Raw genomic sequence first — 25,150 nt, forward strand, 5'->3', positions numbered from 1 at the left:
GTCGGCCCTGATCATCACGGTAAGCCGAGCACAATGTCGCTGTTCAAACGCATCCTGTCCCGACGCTCGGCGGCGCAGCTTCCCCCGCAGGTTATCGCTCACCGCTCGATACGCTTTACCTTCGATGACAGCATCCCCCGCTACTGGCACGCAGGCCGGGCACACACCACGCGCTTTTTTGACTGCCTGTCGTTCATGTTTCCCCAGGGCGAGAAAATCTTCATCGAAAGCGTGGTGCATTTTCGCCACAAGCTCGACAAGGACAGCGCGCTCGACAAGGCTGTCGACGACTTCATCTATCAGGAAGCGTCACACATGCGCGAGCACCGCGCCTACAACCAGCGCCTTTGTGCACAAGGCGCGCCGGTAGAAACGCTGGAGCGCATGCTGCTCAGACGCAGAAAGGAAAGCGCGCGGCTGCCGGCCAGCTTCCGACTGGCACTGACCGCCAGCCTGGAACACATCACCGCGATACTGTCCGATCAGCTTTTGCGTAACCCCGCGTTTCTGGCCGGTGCCGATCCGACCATGGCCCGTTTATGGCGCTGGCACGCCCTGGAAGAAATCGAGCACAAGGCGGTTGCCTATGACGTGCTGTGCACCGTCGAGCGCAACCCGCTGTGGCGTTACCTGCTTCGCTGCGTGGCGATGCTCAGTCTTTCGGTGTATTTCACCTTCGATCTGTGCTACTTCACCTATCACTTGGTGCGCGGTGACAAACAGCACCGCAACTGGCGTGAATGGTTGCGCTTGCAGTGGTGGCTGTTCGTCAATCCGGGCCTGCTTTCGCGCATCGTGCCTGCCGGGCTGTTCTGGTTTGTGCCCGGCTTTCACCCCAACCGCATCGACACCCGCGCGCTGCTCGACAGCGCTCGCCAGGCCCTCGATGAACAGCGTTAAGTGCAGTGTTCAGGGCCGATCTGCATGACGACGATCTGGACGCCCGAGGGCTTTGACGAGTGGCAACGTCATTTTCTGGCTACCGTCTTCGTGCGCCCGCCCGCCGCACTGGACTGGACCGAGCTGTTCCTGCAACGTTGGCGAACACCGCGCCTCGGCCTGCCGAAGGACACGCTGGTGGTGCTGGTCGCCGGGCTTTATTCGGAGTTCATACTCTATTGCAACCGTGCCTGTGCGCGATCGCTTAAGTCCGAGGGCTACGAGGTCCTGCGCATGCCGGTGCGCTCCTCGCGAGGGATAATTGCGCAGGGCGAACACATTGCGACGGTGCTCGGCAGCCGGCTCAAGCCAGGGCAGCGATTCGTGGTGCTGGCACACAGCAAGGGCAGCCTGGACACACTCGCAGCGCTGACGCAGACCCCGGCCTTGCTCGACGCCTGTGATGGCATTGCGCTGGTGCAACCGCCCGTTGGCCCCTCACCGATCATCGATGACGTGCTGGGCTACCGCGTTCCTGACGCGGGTCCGGGTTATCGCATGGACAGGTTCCGTCAGGCGATGGTCACCCGCGCGTTGCTCGCCGAAGGCACTCGGGATATCAGCAGCCAGCGCGACCCGCACGTCGCGAGCATGCTGTCCGCCCTGCCCGACACGCTGCACTGCGTGCATGTGGTCAGTTGGTCTGCGGTGCGACGCTCCCGTTTCGACACCCACCATCAACGCCTGAACGCCGTGCGTCCGGGGCATGCACACGACGGCCAGTTCTATATGCAAGACCTGTCACTGCCGGGCCTGCCGCAAATCTGCCTGCCGGATGTGGACCATGGCCAGCCGATACTGGGCGGCGCCGGATTTGACCCGGCGAGGTTCTGGCGGACGTTGCTGGAAGTGCTGCACCAGACCCGGCCGGGCAGGACCGGTTACACCAGGTAGATCTCGAACCCCGGAACACCCGCCGCACAAGCCTCGGTAAACACCGGGGTATTGCTGCCACAGGGCGCGGTGTAAAGGTCCATCGGCAGGGACACGCTTCGGTAACGGCGCATTGCCAGCCACAGCGGATCCTGGTCATACAGGCATAACTGCATCAGCGAATAGTCTTTGCGCACCTGCGCCCAGGCAACGTCCAGCAAGGCGGCAAATACCTCGGGATCGCGCTGCCGAACCTGTAGATGGGTCAGGTAGATGTCCCGCAGGGGGTTACCCGGCGAGGCAATGCCCGGCCGACCCGCCAGCGGCGCGACCGCGTTGTAGCCCATGCGCAGCAACTGCTGGGCCATGGGCATTTGCTCGACCACGATCCGTTTTATCTTTCCGGCATCCCAGGGCGCAACACAGCCGAGGAGGTTCTCGCGCTCGTCCACCGCCAGCAGAAACGAGCCAATGGCAAAATCCGGCCAGTGGCTGAGCCTGCGCTCGAATTCCGCTTCGGTGAACACGCAACCGAACGATTGCCTGGACGACTCACTGTCGAGAAACGCCCTGAGCGCGTCCAGATGCCGCGGCTCGGCGCGCACTACTCGCACTCCGCCGTGCGTGCGCGGTGCACTGCTCAAGCCACGCTGGCCATACACCGACACATGGCTGTAGCCACGCCAGTGGGCAAGTTTCAGCGGGTTTGCCCGCCGCCGTCCCAGCAGCGACTGAATGGCCAGCGGGTTGTCACGAATGATGCAGCAATAGGCATGCTGCGCGCCGGTTTGCAGGGAAAGATCGGCGAGTCGCGTCTGAACCTCTGCCATCCATGAGCGCGACAGCCTGCGGTCGGGCATCAGCCGCAAATCGCCCAGATAGGCAATCGGCTCAGCGCTACCTTGCAGGTAGCCGTCGCGTACCACCAGACTGGCCGAGCCGCGCAGCTCGCCTTCCGGGCTTTGGGCGATCCAGGTGCGGTGATCGGCGGCATGGCAGTGATGCAGGGCAAAGTAATCCGGGCTGCGATCGAAGCGCAGCGGCATGCTGCCGCGCATGGCGTAACGCTGTTGAAAGTCGAGGAGCTGCGCGTTGTCCGCAGGGCCGGCCTGACGAATCAGCACGTCGAGAGCTGCTCGGCCATGATCAGGCGGCGCGCCAGAGGCCGCAGGTTTTCCGGCGTGAAGCGGCACAGGCACACCAGCTCGTCGCCCTGAGCATAACCAGGGTTTCTCTCCAGGAAGTAGGCAACGTCCGGCAACCTGGCATGATTTTCCGACACCTGCGCCAGCTCTGCCGTCAACCGCCCCTGCGGCGTCTTGAAGGACAGCAGGCCGGTTGCCGGGTTGTAGGCATCGCCAAAACGCGTGTGCGCCAGGTGATCCATCAACGCCTGCACGTGAGGTTCGGTCAAATGCCCCGCACGGGGCGCGTAATCCAGTACCATCGCCCGCAGGTAACGATAAGTCCTGTGCCCTTTGCAGATCAGAAACCAGTACAGCGGAACATCAGGCGCCTGACGCCACAGGTCGCCAACCAGTCGGGACCAGGCGAACGCGAGCTGCTGGCTGCCCCAGTGTTCAGGGGTGATGATGGTGTCGCCGGAAAAAATGAACCTGCCGGGCTGGTTATCCCAGTGCATTTCAAACAGTTTCAGCGTCGAAAAGCCCATGATTGTGTCGCAGGCGTCACGCAGAACGACGCAATGGGTCTTGTCGTCAAGATCCTGCTTGAATCGTACCCGACAGGTATCCTGATAGCAGGCGGAATAAATCTCGAACATCCGATCGATATCATTCGGTTGCAGATCGGAGCGCTGTAGAGCGGTCGCGCACAAACTCATGGAGGCCTTCGATGTATGGAAACATAATGACCGGATTCTGAATGGCCGGGCCGCTGAGGGCAATGAATCTGTCAGTTCAATTCAATGCCCCGCCGCTCTGCAATCATCATTGCGCGCCTGTCAGCGTGGCTGAATGGCCGCTTGCGCACGTATCGGATGCTACAGGCTTTATCCACACAGGTTGTCCACATGCACCCTCCTCACTCCGCAGATTCCAGCGTCGATCGGCCCTTCGCCTGGCTGGCGATGTACCTGCTGGTCACCGGCCTGCTGTACTTTCTGGTTACGCATGTGCCCATGGGTTCTGTGCGCCTTGTGCAGCCCTCAGGTGTCGACGCCCATGTTCCCCTGCTCCCGTTCACGCTGCCGTTGTACCTCAGTTACACGCTGGTCATGCCGCTGCTCGTGTACATGGGGCGTCAGTCGTCATGGCTGCTGCCGACGTTTTTTGCCGGTGCTCTGGCGGCGGGCCTGTGTCTGGTCTGTCATCTGTTCTGGCCCACCATGATCCTGCGTCCTGAAACCGGCGCTGCCTGGCTCGACTGGCTGTACCGGCTAGATGCACCACTGGCCGCCTCGCCCAGCGGGCACGTGGCATTGCCTGTGGCCATCAGCGTTGCAATGGCTGGCCTGCGACTGCAAAAGGCCTGGGTATTTGCCGTCTGGAGTGTGGTGCTGATGCTGACGGTGATGACCACCGGGCAGCATGTGTTTACCGACATGGCCTATGGCGCAGCCATCGGTGTCGCCTGCGGCGCGGCGACGCTGATCTTCAAGCGCTGCGCGGTAGACCTGCGCACCCTGTCTGCGCTGCTGCTTGAATGGCTGTGCATCCTGGTCACGATCCGCGTTGCGCTTTATCTCGCAGACTGGCGTTTCTACCTGTTGGCAATGCTCATCGTTGCAGCACGCCAGCACGCGCTGTTCGTGCTGTACCACGACGCCACCCACTACAACCTGACCCGCCGACGCAGCACCAACGACTTCCTGATCAACCTGGCGATCGGTGTTCCGGGCCTGGTGCCCATCGAATTCTATCGCCCGCTGCACCTGGATCATCATCAGCACGCCGGGACCGAGCAGGACCCGGAGCGCCGGTTTCTCTATTACCGTCAGCCGTGGCGTTTCCAGCCGCTGAGCGCGAAGCTACTGCTCAGGCAACTGCTGGGTGACCTGCTGATGGTCAATACGCTGCGCAACATCGCGGCCTACAAGGCTGCCGGTGGCGCGCCGCCAAAGATCACCCGACCGTTGATTTCGGCAGCGCTGGTGTGGCTGATGATTGTGGCGTGCCTTGTCTGGCAATGCTCGATCCGGGAAGTGGGCATGCTGGCAATGCTGTGGTTCATCCCCTTGGTCACCGTCGGCACCCTGCTACAGAAAATCCGCAGCATTGCCGAACACAGCGGCGGCCCCGGCGTCACGCCCGGCTGGCAGGAATGGACGTACGCCTGGCGCGTCGGCTGGCTGGGACGGTTTTTCATCTGGCCTTACCACATCAACCTGCACCTGCAGCATCACCGCACGGCCAGCATCCCCTGGCACGCCTTGCCCAGTGCCGTTGGCAAAGACGAAAAACTCCTGCCATCGCGGGCTTTGCCAGCGCTGATGTGGTCAGGGCTGCGGCGCAAAACCTGAGGCGTATTCGGCATCCGAGACCTGCCCCGCGCCAGCGGTGACGATCAGGGTCTGACCCAATGGATGGGCATGCCAGGCGATGCGTGCGCCGGGCTCGAACGTTACCGTGGCACCGCTGACCCTGGCACAAACCATGAAAAGTGATGGGTGACATTCAGCCAAGCCACTGTCTGATCGGGAACAGCGGAATGTGCCGTACAACATTCCACCGTTCAGCAACGGGCCTATTCAGCTTCGGGAAACACCGGCTCGCCAAGATTGAGCATCAGCCGGTTGGCCCAGGCGAAGATCGCGATGGCGTGAATCAAATCCAGCACCTGCGCATCGTCCAGGCCCTGCTCACGCAACGCTGTGATGTGCGCGGCGTTGAGCGAGGCAGGCTCAAGGGTCAGGTCGATGGCGAACTGCACAATGGCTTTTTCGCGTGCCGTGGTGCCTGCCGTTGCCGGGTCGGCGAAGACCTGTGCGATCACGTCATTGCGCTTGGCCAGTTGCTCGAAACGCTGTGCATGCACCGATGCGCAATACACGCAGCGGTTGATGCGCGAGACCACGGTGCTGGCCAGCTCTCGCTCGGCACGGGACAGGCCGCCCGGCGCGTACATGATGGCGTTGAAGGCCTGCGAGCGTTGCCGAAGGATGTCCGGGTGGTGCGCCAGGGTCAGGTAGTAATCCGAGGTCTTGGCCTGCGGATGGCTCTCTTCGAGCACAGCGGTCTGCTCGGCAGTGGCGTTGTTCAGGTCCACGGTCGGTAACCAGGCTTTCCAGCCCAGCACCTGATTGGTGAAACCTTCGATTTCAATAAGCTCGCTCATCAGGCTGCTCCGGCAGATTGAATGGCAGTCAGCCCTGCGGCCAGACGCACCTGGTAGGACAGGAACGCAATCAGCTGCGCCAGTACCACGATTTCAGCAGTGCTCAAGCCCTGAAGTTGCAGCGCCTGCAAGGCGCTTTGATCGCCATGCACCGGAGACTCGATCAAGGTGCGGGTAAAACGCAGGATCGCCGCCAGGCGCGGGTCTTCAAGCAGGTCGATCCGGTTGGCGTCCACGTCCGCCAGCACACTGTCCGCTACGCTCACTTCGCGCAGTTGCTGCAGGTAATACGCGGTCAGGGTTGGCTGCGCACTCAGTTGGGTGGCGTAATAGGCAACCCACAGACGCTCGCTCAGCGGCAGGTTATCTGCCAATGCCGGGTCGAAAAAAAGCGCCTGGCTGCCCTGGGTTGCCGAGGCAACCTTGTCACGGGCATGGCGCACTGTGTGCAAAGGGCTGCCAGGTTCGATGCCCAACAGGTTATCCAGCAAGTCCGGTGTTTTTGAATGCTCGGTCGTCATGAAATGTCCTGCAATGCTGTCGTGACACTCGCGCAGCCGCTTTTAAAAGCAGCTACGCGAACAAAGGAAGATCACTGCTGTTCGGTGACCATAGTCGCCGCAGTGCGGTCGCTGACCAGCGGCTCGACTTTCAGGCCTTTGCGCGCAGCCCAGATGTTCTGGTAATGGAACAGCGGGATGATGCCAACGTCGTCGCTGACCACCTGGACCGAGTCTTCCAGGATCTTGCGGCGTTTGGCCTCGTCGAATTCAGCCGTCGAATCGGCCAGCGCCTTGTCCACCAGCGGGTTGCTGTAGTGCCCCCAGTTGGACGCGCCCTGCCCTTTGCTGCTGTCCACTGTGGTCAGAATATTGGTCAGTGCATAAGCCGCTTCACCGGTGCCGTTGCCCCAGGCAATCACGCTGATTGCCAGCTCATTCTTGTTGGCCTTGCCTGCGTAGACTGCCCACGGCAGCACTTCCAGCTGCACCTTGACGCCGATTCGTGTCCAGAACTGCGCAACGGCCTGCATCACTTCTGGCGCTTGCGGGTAACGGTCGCCCGGTACGTGCACAGTCAACTGAAAGCCTTCGGGAAAGCCGGCCTGTGCCAGCAGGTCCTTGGCCTGCTTGACGTCATACGGGATGTTCTTGATGCCGGGGTTGTAACCGAAGGTATTGGCCGGCATCCACTGATTGGCCTCGGTCACGGTGCCCTGCATGATGCGCTCGTCGATGGCCGGACGATTGATCGCCAGGGACAACGCCTTGCGCACCCGCACGTCCAACAACGGGTTTTCAGCCAGCGGTTTACCGGCGTTGTCACGAATGAATTCGTTGGAACCTGCACGGAAGCTTGGCTGAATGATCAGCGCACGCAAGCCCTGATAGGCGAAGACATTGACGCTCGGGGTTTTGCGCAGACGCTCGACGTCGGTTGGCGACACCTTGTCAATCACATCCACATCGCCCGCCAGCAACGCCGCAGTGCGGTTGGCGGCGTTGGCGATAAAGCGGAAATCGACTTTGTCCCAGGTCGGTTTCGCTCCCCAGTAGCTGTCGTTGCGGGCAAAGATCGTGCGATCACCCGGTACAAACGAGACAAAACGATAAGGCCCGGTGCCGATCAGGGCTTTGCCCGAATTGTAATCGGCACTGCTGGCGGCGGCGCCTGCATGGCGGCTGACGATGTAGATGGAATCGACGTCCGGCAGCAGGTTGGCGTTGGGCAGGCGGGTCTTGATGATCAGAGTGTGATCATCCTTGGCCTTGACCGATTCGACCGTGCGCATGGCACCTGCGTAAGACGCGACGCTACCGGGCACGCTGCGCGCTCGCTCGAAAGAGAACACCAAGTCGTCGGCGGTCAGCGGTGCGCCGTCCTGCCACTTCACGTCCTCGCGCAGGGCAAACTCCCAAGTGGTGTCGTCAGTGACTTTCCAGCTTTTCGCGAGGCCCGGCAAGGTCTTGTCGTCACGGCGGCTGACCAGCGATTCAAAGGCGTGCAGCGCCACCGAGCGGTCGCCGGCATAGTTGTTCAGTTGCGGGTCGAGCGACGAGACGGGGTCGGCATAACCGATGCGCAGGTCCTGCGCCGAAACACTGCCGGCGGCCAGCACGAGCGCCGAGGCCAGTAACGAACGAACGAGTGGTTTCATGGGTGATTCCTTGTACGCAATGGCGAAAAATTGACGAGTTTGAGGTGCTCGTTCAGCTTTGGTCGTTCAGCTCTGATCATTTAGGTGACACGCGCTCTGGTGGTTCGGCGAAACCTCCCTCAGCGCTGGAGCTTCCTCACGGCAGCGCGCCATAGCGCGCGGGCAGCGAGGGTGGAAATGACACCCGGCAGGCGGGTTCAGCGGGCTGGGGATTTCCCCTTTGATCGCGTCATAACGGGTGCTGCGAATATCGAAGCGCGGGATCTGCGCCAGCAGCGCCTGGGTATACGGGTGATTGGCCCGCGCAAACAGGTCATCGACCGATGCGGTCTCGACCACCCGGCCCAGGTACATCACCACCACGCGGTCACACAGGTGTTCCACCACACCCAGGTCGTGGCTGATGAACAGATAGGTCAGGCCCAGCTCATCGCGAAGGTCCATGAACAGGTTGAGAATCTGCGCCTGAATCGACACGTCCAGCGCTGCTACCGACTCGTCACAGACCAGCAGTTCCGGCTGCACCGCCAGCGCACGGGCGATGCCGATACGCTGGCGCTGGCCGCCGCTGAACTGATGCGGGTAACGCTGGCGCAATTGCGGGCTGAGCCCGGCGCGTTGCAATTGGGCGCTGACATAATCATCCGCGCCTTTGCGGTCGGTCAGGCCATGCAGCAGCGCGCCCTCGCCGACGATCCGGTCGACCCGCAAGCGCGGATTGAGGCTCGACGAGGGGTCCTGAAAAATCATCTGCACCTTGAGGCGCAACGCACGGCGTTCCTGTGGGGTCAGGCTGTCGAGCGGCCTGCCGTCCACAGAGGTGCTGCCGGCGGACACCGGCAGCAGCCCGGCCACCATGCGCCCCAGGGTCGATTTGCCGCAGCCCGATTCGCCCACCAGCCCGACCACTTCGCCACGAAGGATGCGCAGATCGACGCGATCCACTGCGTGGGTCACAGGTTTTGGGCGGGCCAGGTGCAGGCGCTGCAACAGGCCTTGAAAAGAACGTTCGTCTACCGGCTTGCCAAAGGTCTTGCTGACCTGATGCAGTTCGATGAGGGGAATCTGATTACTGGACATCGGCGCCAGCTCCTGGATAAAAGCAGCGAACCGTATGGCCCGGCAGAATCTCGCGTGGTTCGGGGTCTTGCGCGCACGCCGGTGCCGCTTTGGCGCAGCGTGCGGCAAACGCACAGCCCGCAGGCATCGACAGCAGGTCCGGTGCCATGCCGGGAATCTGCCGCAGACGCTGACCGCGTTTGTTGCGGCTCGGCAGGCTGTCGATCAGGCCTTGTGTATAGGGATGTTGCGGACGATCCAGCACGTCAGCGACCGAGCCTTGCTCGACAATGCGCCCGGCGTACATCACCGCCACGTCGTCGGCCAGGCCAGCCACCACCGACAGGTCATGGGTGATCCAGATCAGCGAGGTGCCCTGTTCGCGCACCAGTTTCTGCACTTCGCTGAGAATCTGCGCTTGAATGGTCACGTCCAGCGCGGTGGTCGGCTCGTCGGCGATGATCAGGTCCGGGGCGTGCAACAGCGCAATGGCGATTGCCACTCGCTGGCGCATGCCGCCGGACAGCTGATGCGGGTAGGCGCGCAGACGCTCTTCGGGGCTGGCAATGCCCATCAATGCCAGGGTGCGGCTGGCATGCTCACGGGCCTCGCGTTTGCCGAGCGTACTGTGCGCGCGCACCGCTTCGATCATTTGCGTGTCGACCCGCAACACTGGATTGAGGGTCATCATCGGGTCCTGAAAAATCATCGCCACCCGATTGCCCTGGATGTCGCGCAGTTGCTCGGTGGAGAGTTTTGTCAGGTCGCGGCCTTTGAACAGCACCTGGCCACCACTGATGCGCCCCGGTTCGTCCACCAGACCGAGAATCGAGAACCCGGTGACCGACTTGCCTGACCCCGACTCGCCCACCAGCCCCAGAATGCGTCCCGGCTGCACGCGCAGCGAGACATTACGCACCGCAGGCAAGACACCGGCGCGGGTGTAAAACGAGGTGCACAGGTCGCGCACTTCCAGGGTCGGTTCGACCGAGGATGTCACGCGCGATACGTCAGGCAGGCTCATCGCTGCAACCTCGGGTTGAGGACATCGCGCAGACGGTCACCGACCAGGTTGATCGCGACGATGGTGATCAGCAGAGCCAGCCCCGGAAACAGGCTGATCCAGTATTCATTGCTGAGCATGTACTGAAAGCCGTTGGCGATCAGCAGCCCCAGCGAGGGCTCGGTCACCGGCACGCCCAGGCCGAGAAATGACAGAGTCGCTTCCAGCGTGATGGCACGGGCGATCTGCAACGCGCCGATCACGATCAGCGGCGGCAGGCAGTTGGGCAGGATGTGCCCGATGACTATGCGCAGCGGACCAACGCCCTGCCCGCGCGCCGCATCGACGTATTCGCGGCGGCTTTCAGTCAGCGCCTGGCCTCGCGCAGTGCGGGCGTAATAAGCCCATTCGAGCAGGATCAGGGTGAGCATCACGTTGCCGACCCCCTTGCCCAGCCAGGCGAGAATCATCAGCGCCATCAGAATCACCGGAAACGACAACAGCAGATCGACCAGACGCATCAACAAGGCATCGACCCAGCCACCGGCGTACGCCGACACCAGCCCCAGCAACGTGCCGATGACCGCGGCGATCAACGCCGAACCGATGCCGACCCACAGGCTGATGCGCAGACCGTAGATAATCGCCGAGACCAGATCGCGGCCTTGCCCGTCGGTGCCCAGCCAATAGGAATAGCCGCTGTCCATATTGAGGCTGCCGGGCGGCATGCGCGCATCCATCACGTTGAGCTGCATCAGGTCGTAAGGGTTCTGCACCACGATCCACGGTGCGAACGCGGCCACCAGCACGATGATCAGCAACAGCAGCAAACCGACCACCGCGGTGCTGGAACTCATGAATTCGACCATTACCCGACGCCAGGGCGACTGGGCCTGCAACAGCGTGTTGGCAGGCGCGACCTTTGCGATGACGTTCATCGTGATGCCTCGATACGGACACGTGGGTCCAGCAGGTAATACAGGCCGTCAACGATCAGGTTGAGCACCACGAAAATCACCACGACCACCATCAGGTAAGCGACCACCACCGGGCGATCGAGCATGTTGATGCTGTCGAGGATCAGCTTGCCGGCACCCGGCCAGGCAAAAATGCTTTCGGTGACCACGGCGTAGGCAATGGTCGACCCCAGCTCCATGGCCAGCACCGTCACCACCGGGATCATGGTGTTGCGCATGACGTGCATGCACATCACGCGCATCGGCGACAGGCCTTTGGCGCGGGCGAACTTGACGAACTCCTGCGGCAAGACCTCGCGCACGCCCGCCCGGGTCAGGCGCAGCACCAGCGAAATTTTGAACAGCGCCAGGTTCAGCGCAGGCAACAGCAGGTGTTGCAAGCCGTCGAGGGTTAGCCAGGACCATTGCACGCCGAGCCACTCTCGGGTTTCGCCGCGACCGCTGGCTGGCAGCCAGCCGAGCGTGATCGAGAACAGCATGATCATCATCAACGCCACCCAGAACGCCGGCAGCGAAAAGCCGACGATGCTCGCCGCCATCATCAGTCGGGACAGCGGATGATCGGGGTACATACCGGCAAACATCCCCAGCGGTACGCCGATGACCACGGCCAGAAACAGCGCGCTGAACGCCAGCTCGAAGGTGGCGGGCAGGCGTTGCAGGATCAGGCGCATGGCGTCTTCGTGATAAACGAAACTCTGGCCCAGATTGCCGTGCATGGCGCCTTTGAGAAAGATCAGGTATTGCTGCCACAGCGGCTGGTCCAGCCCCAGGTGCGCGATGGCTTGCAGGCGTTCGGCCTGATTGAGGTCTTCACCGACCAGAATGTCCATCGGGTTGCCGATGGCATTCAGGCCGACGAACACCACCACCGTCATCAGCAAAATGACCAGCAGCGACTGGGTCAAGCGACGCAGCGCCCAGCCGATCATGGGCGCAACTCTTCGGTGCCAGGCTCGCTCGCAACCCACTCATCGCCCAGCAGCTCTGGCTCGGCATAGCTGCGCATCGATTCAAAATGCAGCGCGATGTCCTCGTTGAACAGCAGCCCGACCAGCGCGTGGGCCAGGCGTTTGGAGCCTTCGCTGATGGCCGGAATATCCCCCGACACCGCACCATAGCTCAGCGCCGCCGGGTAGCTGAAACAGTGGATGTGGTTCAGGCCCGGACAGGCGCCGGGGGTCTTTTCCTGAAACTCGAAACAATTGCCCAGGTCTGGCAATACCTCCAGCTCGCTATCAGCTTCGCCTTCCGGCGCCTCAAAGCGGTCCTGCCAGACACGAATATGCGACGAGAACGGCGCAAATTCCGGGCGCAGCTCGAAGTCGGTCCGAAAACCGGTGGCGAACACCACAAAATCCGCCTCGACGCGCGCTTTTGATGTTTGCAGCCAGACCCCGCCCGCCGGGTTTGCTTCGACCGCGAGCACTGGGTTGTCGAGCAGAAAGCGCGCCCTGCCCGAGTTGGACACCCTGAGCGTACTGCCGCGTGGGGGTGGCACCTGCTGCCTATTCAGGTAGTGACGGATGCGCCATTTCCAGATATCCGGCAGGCGCCAGTAGCCGTGGACCATGCCCGGATTGCCGACGCCCTTGCCTTTGTTGACCCGTGGCAGCTCGGCGCGGCGAATCAACAGATCTACCCGCTGTGCACCTGCTTCCAGCGCGGTGGCAGCGCTGTCCATCGCCGAGGCACCGCCGCCGATCACCGCGACGCGCCTGCCTTCGAACCAGTCATCCTGCAAACCGGCAGCCGAGTGTGTCCACAGATGATCTGGCAGTTGCCGGGCAAAATCCGGCACCCAGGGGCCGCCCAGACCATCACGACCCGTCGCCAGCACCACATGGCGCGCCAGCATGAAGCGGGTTTGCCCAGGCGTCATGATGTCCAGTTCGACCAGGCCGTCCGTTCGCGGCGCGACGCGGCTTACCCGGTGTTCGTTGCGCACATCCAGCGCCAGCGCTTTGCGATACCAGCGCAGGTACTCGGCCCATTGCAGGCGCGGGATTTTATCCAGCGCTGCCCAGCCGTCGGCACCGAATTGCGCTTCGTACCAGGCGCGAAAGGTCAGGGCCGGCAAACCGAGCGCCGGACCGGTCAACTGTTTCGGCGAACGCAGAGTCTCCATCCGCGCCGTGGTCGCCCACGGGCCTTCAAAACCGGCTGGCGACTGATCGAAAATCACCGCCGCCACGCCCAGATGTCGCAGCTCTGCCGCCAGCGCAAGCCCTGCCATGCCGCCGCCAATGATTGCTACATCGAGCACAGCCTGCCCGGCGTTCGTTCTCGGCTTGACCCAAGGCTTGGCGGGCAGATCCAGCCACGCCAGATCCTGCTGCAGGCGAGCTTCCAGCGCCGCGAGACCGGCAGGTGCGTTTACATCGGACATTGATCGGTACCCGGAAAGATGATCAGGCGCAAAGCCCGAGCCTGATTCAAATCACTTCAAAAATCATTCCAATGTCGCAATAAATGAATTCTTAAAGCTATTGAATGCTTAATACGAATAGTAAAAGCCGCTCTTTATTCTCGCAACGCGCAAAAAAGAATAATGATATTCCTTAATGGAATTTATGGAGGTGTTTAGAACGTTAGCGGCGCAGCGGCCCTGAAATTGGCTACCTCGGTCGCACCTGATGTACCGTATGCACCGGTTTTGCTGCCGGTTCCCGGCAGTTCGCGGACAAGTCCGCTCCCACACAAGCGAAGTGTCGCCCGGTCCGCTCCTACATAGTCTGAACTTAGCTGCGCTCACTCTGCATAAATGCTCTGCAACAGCGCATCGTGAGCACTGGCTTCGTGCATGATCATCTCCGGCAGGAGGACTTTCGCGCAGACGGCAATTTCCTCCACCAGCGCACTCGCGACCTCCGATAGCGGGCTGGCGAAAGCTGAAATCAGGCCGAAGAAAAACGGAATGGAACAGGCAATCGGCCTGACCACTACGTCTTGCAGCGGTACGCCTATGGCGGTGAACGGGTCGACCAGCGCAATGCCCAGCCCCACTCTGGCCATTTGCATGGCAATCAGCGAGGTATTGGTATCGAGCATGCGCGGTGGCTCGCCGCCGGCATCGTGAAACGCCTTGTCGATACGCCGACGAAAACGATAAGGGTTGGCCATGGTGATCAGCGTTTGCTGGCGCAGCAGCTCCATTGAAAGCACGTCATGGGCGGCCAGCGGCGAATCGGCTGGCAACACCGCCACGCAGGACGCTTCGCCGATCCAGTGAATCTGCAGGCCGCGATGCTCCAGCGGCAGGCTTACAGCCCCCAGATCCATAGTCTTCGACAGAACCGCCTGAACCACATTCTCCGGAGACATGCTCTGCAACTGGATCTGCTGCGGGCGCAGCGGCTCGGGCAGCCGGGACAAGGCCGTGGGCAACAGCCCGGCAGCCAGGGCCGAGATTGCCACCAGCTTGATCTGATGGTTTTCTTCCTGCGCAATGTGTTGCGCACGCTGGCGGATATTACGCACGCCCAGCAGCGCGCTTTCCACCTCGCCATACATCATGAACGCCTTGTGGGTAGGCGTGACCTTCGGCCCGCTGCGCTCGAAAAGCGCAAAGCCCAGTCCCTGCTCAAGCTCCTGAATGGCCCGAGTGACCGATGGCTGAGAGCGGCCGAGCATTTTCCCGGCGGCAGTGACACTGCCCGCCGACATGACCGCCGCGAAGGCTTCGAGCTGACGCAGATCCATAAGCATGCCTTGATCAATACACAATCGATAAGGGAGCGACGCACGGATGTCCGCCGCTCAAAGCGCGAAAGTCTACACGCTCGCGAGGAATGCTGTGAACGGACGGCTCACCCAGCGACCATGACCCGGTTTCGGCCTAGCTGCTTGCCCAGGTAAAGCGAGGTGTCGGCACGGTTGAGGGCGATCTGAAAGGCTTCGCCCTCGCCGACGGCAACCACTGCCAGGGTTGCGGTTACAGCAATGTCGAGCGTGTCGATCAGACCGGCTTTTTCCCGGATGGACAGCCATATGCGGTCAGCCACTTGCAGCCCGTCGCTCAGTGCTGTATCGGGCATGAGGATCAAAAACTCCTCGCCACCCCAGCGTGCAGCCATGTCACTGCTGCGCACGCTTGAACTGATGACCTCAGCCACTCGTTGCAGCACCACATCGCCTGTTTCATGACCGTGCAGGTCATTGATCTGTTTGAAATGATCGATGTCGAGCAGGATTATCGAGGCCGACAGCCCCTGGCGACGCGACTCCAACTGACGCACGCGGTGCAGCACCCGTCTGCGGGTAAAAAGGTTGGTGAGGCTGTCACGATTGGCAATGTGATACAGGCTCAGTTGCATGGACGATGTAAAACGCACTGACAGAGCCGTGGCGTAGATCGCCAGAACGGTTGCGGCAAGAATGTTGACGACGCCAAACACCTCCAGCATTTCGCTACTCAAGCTGGATCCTTGCCCCATGTGGCGACGAAACGTAAAGCACCCTGCTGCCGCCAAAAGTACCGCGGCACTGAACACCACACGCTTGACGGTAACCAGTTGGAAGGTGAATGCAATAATCGGGATCACGCAGAACAGGTAGAAGCTGAAGTTGCTTTCCCACCCCAGTACCCAGGTTGCCAGTACCGCATGGGCGATGATCTCGAAACTCATCAACTGGCCCGTCTGCCGGTAGCGGCGTCTGCGAATCAGGTAAAGACAGTTGCAATAGGCAAGTATGCTGAAGATGTTCGCTGCCCAGAGGATCGTTATGTCCAGCGTGATGAACACCGCCAGCAGCACGCAGTGGATCCCGAGAGCGAGATAGACCATCGGTGTGATGTGTGTCCAGAACTGGGCAGCCGTGTCCTTGAACAACTGGGAGCGGTCTTCTGCCTGGAGGGTCATCATCACGTTTTCTCGAAGGTGCGGGTTGGGTATGACCATGAGTATCGAAACGAATTCATGAACAATTGTCGGCAATGGTCTGTACCGCTTGATACATCGACTCACAATTTAATCAACGAGCTGACGAGTTCAGAGCAGATGTCAAGGCTGCCCGCGGCTGCTTTAATACGGACTGTCGATCACCCTGCCAGGCCCTACCAATCCCTGAGGAAGCACGCCGATGGAACGTCTCACCGCGAAAGACTTTGCGCCTGAACTGCTTGAGCTTTACGACTACTACGCACACGGCAAGATCAACCGGCGCGAGTTTCTTGACCGTGCAGCGCTGTTCTCGCTGGGGGGGCTGACCGCAGGCGCGCTACTTGCCTCGCTGAGCCCCGATTATGCGCTGGCCACACAGATCGAGTTCACCGACCCGGACATCATTGCCGAATACGTGTCTTATCCATCGCCCAAAGGGCATGGTCAGGTTCGCGGCTACCTGGTACGTCCGGCCAAGGCCACCGGCAAGGTGCCAGCCATTGTCGTGGCGCACGAGAATCGTGGTTTGAACCCCTACATCGAAGATGTGGCCCGCCGCGTCGCCAAGGCCGGGTTCATCGCACTGGCTCCGGACGGGCTGTCCTCGGTGGGCGGCTATCCGGGCAACGACGACAAGGGCCGTGAGTTGCAACAGAAGGTAGACCCGGAAAAGCTCATGAATGATTTTTTTGCCGCCATCGAGTGGCTGATGAAGCATGACGCAACCACCGGCAAGGTCGGCATAACCGGCTTCTGCTATGGCGGCGGGGTGACCAACGCAGCGGCAGTCGCCTACCCGGAGCTGGGCGCGGCGGTGTCGTTCTACGGACGCCAGCCCAATGCTGAGGACGTGGTGAAGATCAAGGCGCCGGTGATGATCCACTACGGCGAACTGGACACGCGCATCAACGAAGGTTGGCCAGCGTACGAGAAAGCATTGATAGCGGCAGGCACGACGTACGAAACGTACATTTACCCAGGTGCCAACCACGGCTTCCACAACGACTCGACGCCGCGCTACGACGAAGCCGCCGCCAAACTGGCCTGGGAGCGGACGCTGGGGTGGTTCAACAAGTACCTGGTGTGAGAGCTGGAATAATCTCACCATGACGACTATCGTGCGACGCTCCGCGTCGCATGCCGTTCTGGACGCTCCGTGTCCTGGTTACCGCACCTGCACCTGCTCCAGCAGCACCTGCAACGGATGCTGCACGACCTTGCCATCCTGGCGTTTGACCTGGCTGCGGCATGAATAGCCGTCGGCGAGCAGTCGGCCTTCGCCGCCGTGACGCGCCACCAGCGGTTGCCAGGACTGGCTGTAGATGGTGTCGCTGGTTTTCGCGTTTCGGGTTTCGTGTCCATAGGTGCCGGACATACCGCAGCAGCCGCTGGCCAGCACTTCCAGCTTGAGGCCTGCACGGGCGAAGGCTTTCTGCCAGAGGCTGACGCTGCCCGGCTCGTTGGTCTTTTCGGTGCAGTGCGGCAGGAAGTAATACGTCTCGCCAGACTGAACGTCGCTCTGCGTCTCAAGCCCGGTCGCCAGCCATTCCTGCGGCAGCAGGACGGTCGGCACGTTTTCCTCGCCCAGCGTCTTACTGTACTCCTGGCGATAAACCAGCGTCATGGCCGGGTCGAGCCCGATCAGCGGAATGCCGTACCCGGCAAGCTTGCCCAGCGACTGGCTGTTGAAGCTGGCGGCTTTTTCAAACGCGGCCAGAAAGCCCTGCACCTGCAACGGCTTGCCATTGGGCGCAAACGGCGCGAGATAGACCTGATAACCCAAGCGCGAGATCAGCTCCAGCCAGTCGACGGCCAGCGGCGTTTCGAAATAGCGGGTAAACGCGTCCTGCACCAGCACCACCGTGCGCTTGCGCTCCTGATCAGTCAGCGCGGCCAGCCGCTGCGGTGTGGCGATGCCGACATTCCAGCGTGCGCAGGCGGCACGAAAGTCCATCAGGCTCAGCAATGGACTGTCGACCATCCCGGCCACGTGCTCAAGCAGGTAACGCACCGGTTTTGCGCCCATGACCGCGTTGTACAACTTCGGAAAGCGCGCCAGGTGCGGAATGCTGAATTCCAGTGAGCCGATCAGGTAATCCTTGATCGGGCGCAGGTAGCGGCTGTGGTACAGCTCCAGAAAACGCGAACGAAACTCGGGCACGTTGACCTTGACCGGGCATTGCCCCGCGCAAGACTTGCAGGCCAGGCAGCCGGCCATGGCGTCATAGACTTCGTGGGAGAAATCCTTCTGCCCCGCCACTCTGGCCACGCTGTTGACGGTGCGCTCGGCCAGGCTTTTCAGCACGTTGGCAGTTCGCGCTCTGGCGCTGGCGGTCAGCACATTCACGTCCTGCTCGCCTTGCAGGCGCAGCCACTCTCGCACCAGCGAGGCGCGGCCCTTGGGGGAGTGAATGCGGTCGCGGGTGGCTTTCCACGACGGGCACATGGCGTCGTCGGTGTCGTAGTTGTAACAGGCCCCATTGCCGTTGCAATGCAGCGCGCTGTCGTAGCTCTGCCACACACGCTCGTCGATCGTGCGGTCCAGGTCGCCACGCAGCGTCACTTCATCCACCTGCGTCAGACGCGCATCGGGCACCGTCGCAGGCGTGGCGATCTTGCCGGGATTGAGCTGGTTGAACGGGTCGCAGGCAGCCTTGAGCGCTTGTAACGCGGGGTACAGCTCGCCGAAATACTCGGGCACGTATTGCGAACGCAGGCCCTTGCCATGCTCGCCCCACAGCAGGCCGCCATAACGCTTGGTCAATGCGGCGACGGCGTCGGAAATCGGGCGAATCAGTGCCGCCTGCGCCGGGTCTTTCATGTCCAGAATCGGCCGCACGTGCAGCACGCCCGCATCCACATGGCCGAACATGCCGTATTGCAGGCCGTAGCTGTCCAGCAACGCGCGAAACTCCTGAATGTAGTCAGCCAGATTTTCCGGCGGCACGGCGGTGTCTTCCACAAACGGCTGCGGCCGCGCTTCGCCCTTGACGTTGCCGAGCAAGCCCACCGAGCGTTTGCGCATGGTGTAGACGCGGCTCACGGCAGCGCTGCCGGTCGCCAGCGTGTGGCCAAGGCGCACCACAGATGTGTCTGTTTGCAGATGCGCGACAAACGAATGAACGCGCTGCTCCACTTCCTCCAGTTCATCTCCACTGAACTCGATCAGGTTGATGCCCAGCGTCGGCGTCGCGGGGTCCTGCGGGAAATATTCAGCCACGCCGTGCCAGACGATGTCCTGCATCGCCAGCATCAGCACTTTGGAGTCGACGGTTTCGATGGACAGCGGCTTGTGCGCCATCAATGCCTTGGCGTCGCGCAGAGCGTCCATGAAGCCTGCGTAACGCACGTTGACCAGAATCGAATGCCTGGGAATCGGCAGCACGTTGAGCCGGGCTTCGACGATAAACCCCAGCGACCCTTCGGAACCGCACAGCACACTGTTGAGGTTGAAACGCCCGTCTTCCTCACGCAGGTGCGCCAGGTCGTAGCCGGTCAGGCAACGGTTGAGCGGCGGGAAGATATCCTTGATCAGTTGCGCCTGAGTATCGGCAATCTGCTGCGCGCAGCGGTACACATCACCGGCCCGGTCAACGCGCGCCTGCTCGCGGGTCAACTGCTCGGCGCCCATCGCCTGGCTGTGAACGTACGACCCCCCCAGCAACACGGTCGTCAGGTCCAGCACGTGGTCACGGGTTTTGCCGTAAGTGCAACTGCCCTGCCCGCTGGCGTCGGTGTTGATCATGCCGCCCACTGTGGCGCGGTTGGAGGTCGACAGTTCCGGCGCGAAAAACAGCCCGTGCGGCTTCAACGCTGCGTTGAGCTGGTCCTTGACCACGCCGGTCTGCACCCGCACCCAGCGCTCTTCGACGTTGATTTCGAGGATGTTGTTCATGTGCCGCGACAGATCGACCACTACGCCATCGGTCAGTGACTGGCCATTGGTGCCGGTGCCACCGCCCCGAGGGGTGAGCACCACCTGTTTGTGCTCGGGCCGTGCTGCCAGCCGGGCGACGATCGCCACATCGTGGCTGTCCAGCGGGAACACCGCCGCCTGTGGCAGGCGCTGATAGATGGAGTTGTCGGTAGCCAGCACCGTGCGCGCCCCGTGGTCCCTGGCGATCTCGCCGCGAAAGCCACCCTCCGTCAAAGCATTGAGGAAACGGTCGTAGTGGCCCACCTGCTCGGTGGTCGGCTTCAACAGGGCAATCATGGTGGTCTTCCTGGCTGGCTAGGCGTTTTATATGCAAAGCACGTATGCTTTGAAACGCTCGAATGCATGGCGTCATCAACGGTTACAGGGATTCTCCCGCCTGTCATGCTTCAGTGCAAACGTAAAACCTGCCGTTTTTCCATGAGTTTTATGAATGAACACGCGAAGACTGACGCCCTCCATGTCACTGCTGCTGGCTTTCGAGGCCGCCGCACGGCATGGCAGCTTTACCAAAGCCGCCGAAGAACTGGCCCTGACCCAGAGCGCGGTCAGCCGCCAGGTGCAGGCACTGGAGGCGCAACTGCAGGTCGAGCTGTTCAAACGGGACGGCAGACGCATCGAACTGACCACCGCTGGTGCGCTGTATCAGCACGAACTGGCCGCCGCCCTCGGCCGTATCCGCAGTGCAACCCTGCAAACCATTGCGCACAAGGCCGAAGGCGGTACGCTGCATCTGGCGGTACTGCCGACGTTTGGCTCCAAGTGGTTGCTGCCGCGCATGAATGACTTTTACACCCGACATACAGGCTACGTGGTGCACATTCACTCGCGCATCGTGCATGCCGACCTCACACCGGCGGCCAGCGAAATGAACGCAATCATCTGTGCGGGCCACGGTAACTGGCCGGGTTATATCGCGCACCCGCTGGTCAGCGAAAAACTGGTGGTCATCGCCAGCCCCGCCGCGCTTGCGGGCTATCAATCGATGACCCCGGCGCAAGTTGCCCAGCAGTCGTTGCTAAGCGTGGTGTCGCGGCCCAATGCCTGGTCGGACTGGTTTGACAGCAATCAACTGGCCCACCACATCATGCGTCCCGGCCCGAGCTTCGAGTTGACCTCGCACCTGATTCAGGCCGTAGCCGCCGGGATCGGCATTGCCCTGGTGCCGCGTATTCTGGTGCAGGACGAGCTCAGCAGCGGTGAGCTGGTCACCCTGTTCGAGCCGCTGGACAGCGGACGCAATTATTATCTGGCCTATGCCACGCGCTTTCAGAATCTGCCGTCGTTGTGCGTGTTCAGAGACTGGCTGCTGTCGACGCCCTTTCCCGACCCTTTGTAAAACCTGCCCGCAACAGGAGCCACCGTGCGTATCGAACCCCTGCCGCCGCTGCAAAACCTGATCGCTTTCGAAGCCGCTGTGCGCCACGGCAGTTTTACCCGCGCCGCCACCGAGTTGAACCTGACGCAAAGTGCAATCAGTCGGCAGGTGGCGCAACTGGAGGAGTTTCTTGGCCGGGCGTTATTTCGCCGTGCGCACAAACGCATTCACCTGACCGTCGCCGGGCAGATCTACGCCGAGCAGATTCAACGCATGCTGACCCTGTGCGCAGAAGCCACCGCGCAAGTCATCACCCACAGCGGCGAGCAACAATTGACCCTGGCCTGCTCCAGTGGCGTGGCCGCCCTGTGGCTCGGTCCGCTTTTGGGACGTTATCGTGATGCATTCCCGGCGGTGGACATCCGTTTGCGGGTGGTCGACGGGCTGGATTCATTGATCCGCGCCGAATTCGACCTGGCGCTGTATTTCCTGCGCGAAACCTCGCCGGCAGGCCTGGACAGTCGTTTGCTGTTCGCCGAATCGGTCAACGCTTATTGCTCGCCTGGCTATCTGAAAGGTCAGGTGCTGGAGCCCGCACAACTGCTGGACCATTGCCTGCTGATGCTCGAAGACGGGCAGCGTCAGTGGCTGTCCTGGGGCGACTGGTTCGCCCGCCTTGGGGTCGATGCGTCGCTGATACGCCAGCGCATGACCGTCAACCTCTACCCGGTGCTGGTGGACCTGGCGGTCGCCGGGCATGGCATCGTGCTCGGCTGGCAGCCGATGATTGATCGCCATGTGCAATCCGGTGCGCTGGTGCCTGCCTGTGGCACAAGCGTCGGCGCAGTCGGTGGCTATTACCTGCTGACCCCCAGCGGCAAGATGCCCCGACGCGCAGCGCGGGCTTTCGAGAAATGGCTGAGCGACGAAATAGCCCCATAAACTCAAATCCTGCATGCGCTCAGCACATGCAAACCTGCGTAATGAGCGTTTTCTCAAAGTCCGGCCAGCGCCTACTCTCGACGCAAACGGGCACAAGACCTGATTGCGCTGCACCCAACCATTCTGCCCCTTTATCAATGCAGCCATTGCAGGGGGCTTCCCTGCGTGTATCGCATGCAGGAGCTAACAGTGAGCACTACACAACACTCCGCCTCACGCCGCCATGACCAGACCCATCATCAAAAAGCCCGTCGGGCGGTCATCGCCACCGTCATCGGCAATGGCCTGGAATGGTTCGACTTCACGGTCTACAGCTTTTTTTCGGTGATCATCGCCAAGGTGTTCTTCCCCACCGGCAGCGAGCTGACCTCCTACCTGTTGGCATTGGCGACCTTCGGTGTCGGTTTCTTCATGCGCCCGGTGGGCGGCATCGTGTTGGGCATCTACAGCGACAAGCGCGGTCGCAAGGCGGCGTTATCACTGACCATCCTGCTCATGGCGCTGGGCACGCTGATCATCGGCCTGACGCCGAGTTTCGCGCAGATCGGCTACCTGGCTCCGGTGCTGATTGTCTTCGCGCGACTGCTGCAAGGCTTCTCTGCGGGGGGCGAAATGGGCAGCGCCACGGCGTTTCTGACCGAGCACGCGCCAGCGGGCAAGAAAGCCTTCTACTCCAGCTGGATTCAGGCCAGCATCGGTGTCGCCGTGCTGCTTGGCTCTGCGCTGGGCGCGGTCCTGTCGAGTTACCTGACTCAGGCGCAGCTTGAGAGCTGGGGCTGGCGCGTGCCGTTCCTGATTGGCACGTTGATCGGTCCGGTGGGCTTTTACATCCGCAGCCGGGTCGATGAAAGCCCGGCGTACGAGGCAGCCAGGCCTGTTGAATCCCCTTTGCGCGAAGTGATCAAGACCTACCCGCGCCAGACCCTGATCAGTTTTTCGCTGGTGGTGCTGTGGACCGTCTGCACGTACGCGGTGCTGTTCTACATCCCCTCCTATGCCCAGCGCGTGCTTGGCTTGCCGTCATGGATGGGCTTCAGCGCCGGCATGATGGGCGGCGCGGTGTTGATCATCGTCACACCGATTGTCGGCGCTTTGGCTGACCGTAGCGGGCATCGTCCGTGGTTGCTGGGCTCGGCGGTGGCCATTTTTTTCAGTGCTTACCCGATGTTTCTGTTCATCAACCAGATGCCGGGGCTGTTTTCACTGCTGATCTTCGAACTGGTGCTCGGCCTGCTGATCTCCGGTTATATCGGCTCGATTCTCGCCGCCTTTGGTGAGTTGCTGCCGACCCACGTGCTGTCCACCGGGCTATCGGTGGCCTACAACTTTGCCGTAACACTCTTCGGCGGTTTCGCCACCTTCACCATCACCTGGCTGATTGCCTCGACCGGCAGCAACCTGGCACCGGCCTTCTACATCATGTTTGCCGCCGTCGTCAGCGGCATCGGCGCGTTGCTTTACCGTGACCGCGCGCCTGCTGGCCATCATCCTTTGTCTGGAGCCTACCCATGAGTACCGCTGATAACCCCCGCCTGATTTTGCGCAACGGCCGTCTGCTGGACCTGCAACAGGGGCGATTGATCCCGGGGCAGGAAGTCGTGATCGAGGGCGAACGGATCGTAGCAGTGCGTGCCGAGGGTGAAGCTGCCCCGGCAGATGCGCAGGTTATCGATCTGGGCGGCAGAACCCTGATGCCCGGCCTGATCGACTGCCATGTGCATGTGCTGGCGTCCAACGCCAACCTGGGCATGAACGCGTTGCAACCCAACGCGATCATCATGTACCGCGCCTTGCCGATTCTGGCCGCAATGCTCAATCGTGGTTTCACCACTGTGCGCGACGCCGGAGGAGCCGACTGGGCGCTGGCACGTTCGATCCAGATGGGCCTGATTCCCGGACCAAGAATATTTGCCTCCGGCAAGGCACTGTCGCAGACCGGCGGGCATGGCGACATGCGCGCACGCGGCGAACTGTTGCTCAACGAACCGTGCTCGTGCTGCTTCCGCGCCGGAGCCATCGCCCGCGTGGTGGACGGCGTCGATAATGTGCGCCTGGCGGTGCGCGAAGAGCTGCAACAGGGTGCCAACCAGATCAAGATCATGGCCTCGGGCGGCGTTTCTTCACCGACCGATCCGATTGCCAATACCCAGTACAGCGAGGCCGAAATCCGCGCAATCGTCGATGAAGCGGCCGCAGCCAACACCTACGTCATGGCCCATGCCTACACTGCCCGAGCCATTAGACGCGCCATCGAGTGCGGCGTACGGACCATCGAGCACGGCAATCTGGTGGACGCCGACACGGCTCGGCTGATGGCCGAAAAAGGCGCGTTTGCGGTGCCGACTCAGGTGACCTACGAAATGCTCGCAGAATACGGCGAACGCTTTGGCCTGCCTGCCGACTCCGTGGCCAAGATCGAGGACGTGCGTCAGGCCGGGCGCAACGCGCTGTTACTGTTCGCCGAAGCGGGCGTGCCGATGGGCTATGGCTCTGATCTTTTGGGCGAAATGCACGAATACCAGACCCATGAACTGAAGATTCGTGCGGAGTTGCTGGGTAACCTGGCGGCGCTGCGCAGTGCAACCATTGTTGCCGCGCAGATACTTCAACGCGAAGGTGAATTGGGGTGCATCGCGGCCGGTGCAATTGCCGACCTGCTGGTGGTGGACGGCGACCCGCTGAGCGATATCAGCTGCCTGGTGGGCCAGGGCGAGCAGTTGGCGATGATTGTTCAGGGTGGTCATGTGCACAAGAACACCCTGGCCTGA

General features: G+C 61.6%; 22 protein-coding genes. 8 read left to right on the forward strand and 14 right to left on the reverse strand.

The window, feature by feature from the left end; all coding sequences use genetic code 11:
• The first annotated feature begins 33 nt into the window (after positions 1-33).
• Both QRN38_RS12195 and QRN38_RS12200 read left to right on the forward strand, forming a co-directional pair.
• A complete protein-coding gene (locus QRN38_RS12195; protein ID WP_057418356.1) occupies positions 34-900 on the forward strand; it encodes a metal-dependent hydrolase in 867 nt (288 codons plus the stop codon).
• Positions 901-924: 24 nt separating this feature from the next.
• Positions 925-1,833 (forward strand): hypothetical protein, encoded by a 909-nt coding sequence (locus QRN38_RS12200; protein WP_057418355.1) that lies wholly within the window; start codon positions 925-927, stop codon positions 1,831-1,833.
• Here the strand turns inward: QRN38_RS12200 and QRN38_RS12205 are convergent.
• Both QRN38_RS12205 and QRN38_RS12210 read right to left on the reverse strand, forming a co-directional pair.
• Positions 1,821-2,936, reverse strand: a complete 1,116-nt coding sequence (locus QRN38_RS12205; protein WP_057418354.1) for a hypothetical protein — start codon at positions 2,934-2,936, stop codon at positions 1,821-1,823. The genes QRN38_RS12200 and QRN38_RS12205 overlap by 13 nt on opposite strands.
• Entirely contained in the window at positions 2,930-3,595 is a 666-nt protein-coding gene (locus tag QRN38_RS12210; protein ID WP_057416860.1) for a hypothetical protein, read from the reverse strand. Before QRN38_RS12210 ends, QRN38_RS12205 begins: the two co-directional genes overlap by 7 nt.
• A gap of 249 nt (positions 3,596-3,844) precedes the next feature.
• Between QRN38_RS12210 and QRN38_RS12215 the strand changes: the two genes are divergently transcribed.
• Complete coding sequence (locus QRN38_RS12215) at positions 3,845-5,293, forward strand: fatty acid desaturase (RefSeq protein WP_057418363.1); 1,449 nt, start codon at positions 3,845-3,847, stop codon at positions 5,291-5,293.
• Here QRN38_RS12215 and QRN38_RS12220 read toward each other — a convergent pair.
• From QRN38_RS12220 to QRN38_RS12270, 11 genes are all read right to left on the reverse strand, one after another.
• Positions 5,270-5,428: a cupin domain-containing protein gene (locus tag QRN38_RS12220; protein WP_230854185.1), complete on the reverse strand. Its 159-nt coding sequence runs from the start codon at positions 5,426-5,428 to the stop codon at positions 5,270-5,272. The two genes, QRN38_RS12215 and QRN38_RS12220, sit on opposite strands and share 24 nt — an antisense overlap.
• An 89-nt stretch (positions 5,429-5,517) precedes the next feature.
• Positions 5,518-6,108 carry a peroxidase-related enzyme gene (locus QRN38_RS12225; protein ID WP_054068886.1) on the reverse strand — a complete coding sequence of 197 codons (591 nt, stop codon included), beginning with the start codon at positions 6,106-6,108 and terminating at the stop codon, positions 5,518-5,520.
• Positions 6,108-6,629 carry a CMD domain-containing protein gene (locus QRN38_RS12230; RefSeq protein WP_057418353.1) on the reverse strand — a complete coding sequence of 174 codons (522 nt, stop codon included), beginning with the start codon at positions 6,627-6,629 and terminating at the stop codon, positions 6,108-6,110. Before QRN38_RS12230 ends, QRN38_RS12225 begins: the two co-directional genes overlap by 1 nt.
• A gap of 71 nt (positions 6,630-6,700) precedes the next feature.
• On the reverse strand, positions 6,701-8,266 hold the full coding sequence (locus tag QRN38_RS12235) for an ABC transporter substrate-binding protein (protein ID WP_057418352.1): 1,566 nt from the start codon (positions 8,264-8,266) through the stop codon (positions 6,701-6,703).
• A gap of 66 nt (positions 8,267-8,332) precedes the next feature.
• Complete coding sequence (locus QRN38_RS12240; RefSeq protein WP_057418351.1) at positions 8,333-9,346, reverse strand: ABC transporter ATP-binding protein; 1,014 nt, start codon at positions 9,344-9,346, stop codon at positions 8,333-8,335.
• Positions 9,336-10,349 carry an ABC transporter ATP-binding protein gene (locus QRN38_RS12245; RefSeq protein WP_057418350.1) on the reverse strand — a complete coding sequence of 338 codons (1,014 nt, stop codon included), beginning with the start codon at positions 10,347-10,349 and terminating at the stop codon, positions 9,336-9,338. The genes QRN38_RS12240 and QRN38_RS12245 overlap by 11 nt, the downstream gene beginning before the upstream one ends.
• Positions 10,346-11,266 (reverse strand): ABC transporter permease, encoded by a 921-nt coding sequence (locus QRN38_RS12250; RefSeq protein ID WP_024668132.1) that lies wholly within the window; start codon positions 11,264-11,266, stop codon positions 10,346-10,348. Before QRN38_RS12250 ends, QRN38_RS12245 begins: the two co-directional genes overlap by 4 nt.
• On the reverse strand, positions 11,263-12,237 hold the full coding sequence (locus QRN38_RS12255) for an ABC transporter permease (RefSeq protein WP_057416866.1): 975 nt from the start codon (positions 12,235-12,237) through the stop codon (positions 11,263-11,265). Before QRN38_RS12255 ends, QRN38_RS12250 begins: the two co-directional genes overlap by 4 nt.
• Entirely contained in the window at positions 12,234-13,694 is a 1,461-nt protein-coding gene (locus QRN38_RS12260; RefSeq protein ID WP_057418349.1) for an NAD(P)-binding domain-containing protein, read from the reverse strand. The genes QRN38_RS12255 and QRN38_RS12260 overlap by 4 nt, the downstream gene beginning before the upstream one ends.
• A gap of 362 nt (positions 13,695-14,056) precedes the next feature.
• Entirely contained in the window at positions 14,057-15,007 is a 951-nt protein-coding gene (locus tag QRN38_RS12265; protein WP_057418348.1) for a LysR family transcriptional regulator, read from the reverse strand.
• A 107-nt stretch (positions 15,008-15,114) separates the two neighbouring features.
• Positions 15,115-16,206, reverse strand: coding sequence for a diguanylate cyclase (locus tag QRN38_RS12270; RefSeq protein ID WP_057416868.1), 1,092 nt, complete (start codon positions 16,204-16,206; stop codon positions 15,115-15,117).
• A gap of 181 nt (positions 16,207-16,387) precedes the next feature.
• On the opposite strand from QRN38_RS12270, the gene yghX reads away from it, so the two are divergent.
• Positions 16,388-17,275, forward strand: a complete 888-nt coding sequence (gene yghX, locus QRN38_RS12275; RefSeq protein ID WP_057418189.1) for a YghX family hydrolase — start codon at positions 16,388-16,390, stop codon at positions 17,273-17,275.
• A 78-nt stretch (positions 17,276-17,353) separates the two neighbouring features.
• Here the strand turns inward: yghX and ydiJ are convergent, their stop codons facing one another.
• On the reverse strand, positions 17,354-20,401 hold the full coding sequence (gene ydiJ / locus QRN38_RS12280) for a D-2-hydroxyglutarate dehydrogenase YdiJ (RefSeq protein ID WP_285362416.1): 3,048 nt from the start codon (positions 20,399-20,401) through the stop codon (positions 17,354-17,356).
• A 154-nt stretch (positions 20,402-20,555) separates the two neighbouring features.
• Between ydiJ and QRN38_RS12285 the strand changes: the two genes are divergently transcribed.
• The 4 genes from QRN38_RS12285 to QRN38_RS12300 all read left to right on the forward strand — a co-directional run bounded on the left by QRN38_RS12285 (position 20,556) and on the right by QRN38_RS12300 (position 25,150).
• A complete protein-coding gene (locus QRN38_RS12285; protein ID WP_007243948.1) occupies positions 20,556-21,461 on the forward strand; it encodes a LysR substrate-binding domain-containing protein in 906 nt (301 codons plus the stop codon).
• Positions 21,462-21,485: 24 nt separating this feature from the next.
• On the forward strand, positions 21,486-22,382 hold the full coding sequence (locus QRN38_RS12290) for a LysR substrate-binding domain-containing protein (protein ID WP_054069244.1): 897 nt from the start codon (positions 21,486-21,488) through the stop codon (positions 22,380-22,382).
• Positions 22,383-22,571: 189 nt separating this feature from the next.
• Entirely contained in the window at positions 22,572-23,894 is a 1,323-nt protein-coding gene (locus tag QRN38_RS12295; protein ID WP_057418205.1) for an MFS transporter, read from the forward strand.
• Positions 23,891-25,150 carry a metal-dependent hydrolase family protein gene (locus QRN38_RS12300; RefSeq protein ID WP_007243951.1) on the forward strand — a complete coding sequence of 420 codons (1,260 nt, stop codon included), beginning with the start codon at positions 23,891-23,893 and terminating at the stop codon, positions 25,148-25,150. The genes QRN38_RS12295 and QRN38_RS12300 overlap by 4 nt, the downstream gene beginning before the upstream one ends.

Source organism: Pseudomonas sp. CFBP2511 (assembly GCF_030209255.1).
GTDB classification, from domain to species: Bacteria; Pseudomonadota; Gammaproteobacteria; order Pseudomonadales; family Pseudomonadaceae; genus Aquipseudomonas; species Aquipseudomonas avellanae.

Excerpts from the sequence above, each read along its gene's own strand:
- QRN38_RS12195 (WP_057418356.1), top strand. The coding sequence starts at position 34 with ATGTCGCTGTTCAAACGCATCCTGTCCCGACGCTCGGCGGCGCAGCTT.
- QRN38_RS12200 (WP_057418355.1), top strand. The coding sequence starts at position 925 with ATGACGACGATCTGGACGCCCGAGGGCTTTGACGAGTGGCAACGTCAT.
- QRN38_RS12210 (WP_057416860.1), bottom strand. The coding sequence starts at position 3,595 with ATGTTCGAGATTTATTCCGCCTGCTATCAGGATACCTGTCGGGTACGA.
- QRN38_RS12215 (WP_057418363.1), top strand. The coding sequence starts at position 3,845 with ATGCACCCTCCTCACTCCGCAGATTCCAGCGTCGATCGGCCCTTCGCC.
- QRN38_RS12220 (WP_230854185.1), bottom strand. The coding sequence starts at position 5,428 with ATGGTTTGTGCCAGGGTCAGCGGTGCCACGGTAACGTTCGAGCCCGGC.
- QRN38_RS12225 (WP_054068886.1), bottom strand. The coding sequence starts at position 6,108 with ATGAGCGAGCTTATTGAAATCGAAGGTTTCACCAATCAGGTGCTGGGC.
- QRN38_RS12230 (WP_057418353.1), bottom strand. The coding sequence starts at position 6,629 with ATGACGACCGAGCATTCAAAAACACCGGACTTGCTGGATAACCTGTTG.
- QRN38_RS12235 (WP_057418352.1), bottom strand. The coding sequence starts at position 8,266 with ATGAAACCACTCGTTCGTTCGTTACTGGCCTCGGCGCTCGTGCTGGCC.
- QRN38_RS12240 (WP_057418351.1), bottom strand. The coding sequence starts at position 9,346 with ATGTCCAGTAATCAGATTCCCCTCATCGAACTGCATCAGGTCAGCAAG.
- QRN38_RS12245 (WP_057418350.1), bottom strand. The coding sequence starts at position 10,349 with ATGAGCCTGCCTGACGTATCGCGCGTGACATCCTCGGTCGAACCGACC.
- QRN38_RS12250 (WP_024668132.1), bottom strand. The coding sequence starts at position 11,266 with ATGAACGTCATCGCAAAGGTCGCGCCTGCCAACACGCTGTTGCAGGCC.
- QRN38_RS12255 (WP_057416866.1), bottom strand. The coding sequence starts at position 12,237 with ATGATCGGCTGGGCGCTGCGTCGCTTGACCCAGTCGCTGCTGGTCATT.
- QRN38_RS12260 (WP_057418349.1), bottom strand. The coding sequence starts at position 13,694 with ATGTCCGATGTAAACGCACCTGCCGGTCTCGCGGCGCTGGAAGCTCGC.
- QRN38_RS12265 (WP_057418348.1), bottom strand. The coding sequence starts at position 15,007 with ATGGATCTGCGTCAGCTCGAAGCCTTCGCGGCGGTCATGTCGGCGGGC.
- QRN38_RS12270 (WP_057416868.1), bottom strand. The coding sequence starts at position 16,206 with ATGGTCATACCCAACCCGCACCTTCGAGAAAACGTGATGATGACCCTC.
- yghX (WP_057418189.1), top strand. The coding sequence starts at position 16,388 with ATGGAACGTCTCACCGCGAAAGACTTTGCGCCTGAACTGCTTGAGCTT.
- ydiJ (WP_285362416.1), bottom strand. The coding sequence starts at position 20,401 with ATGATTGCCCTGTTGAAGCCGACCACCGAGCAGGTGGGCCACTACGAC.
- QRN38_RS12285 (WP_007243948.1), top strand. The coding sequence starts at position 20,556 with ATGAACACGCGAAGACTGACGCCCTCCATGTCACTGCTGCTGGCTTTC.
- QRN38_RS12300 (WP_007243951.1), top strand. The coding sequence starts at position 23,891 with ATGAGTACCGCTGATAACCCCCGCCTGATTTTGCGCAACGGCCGTCTG.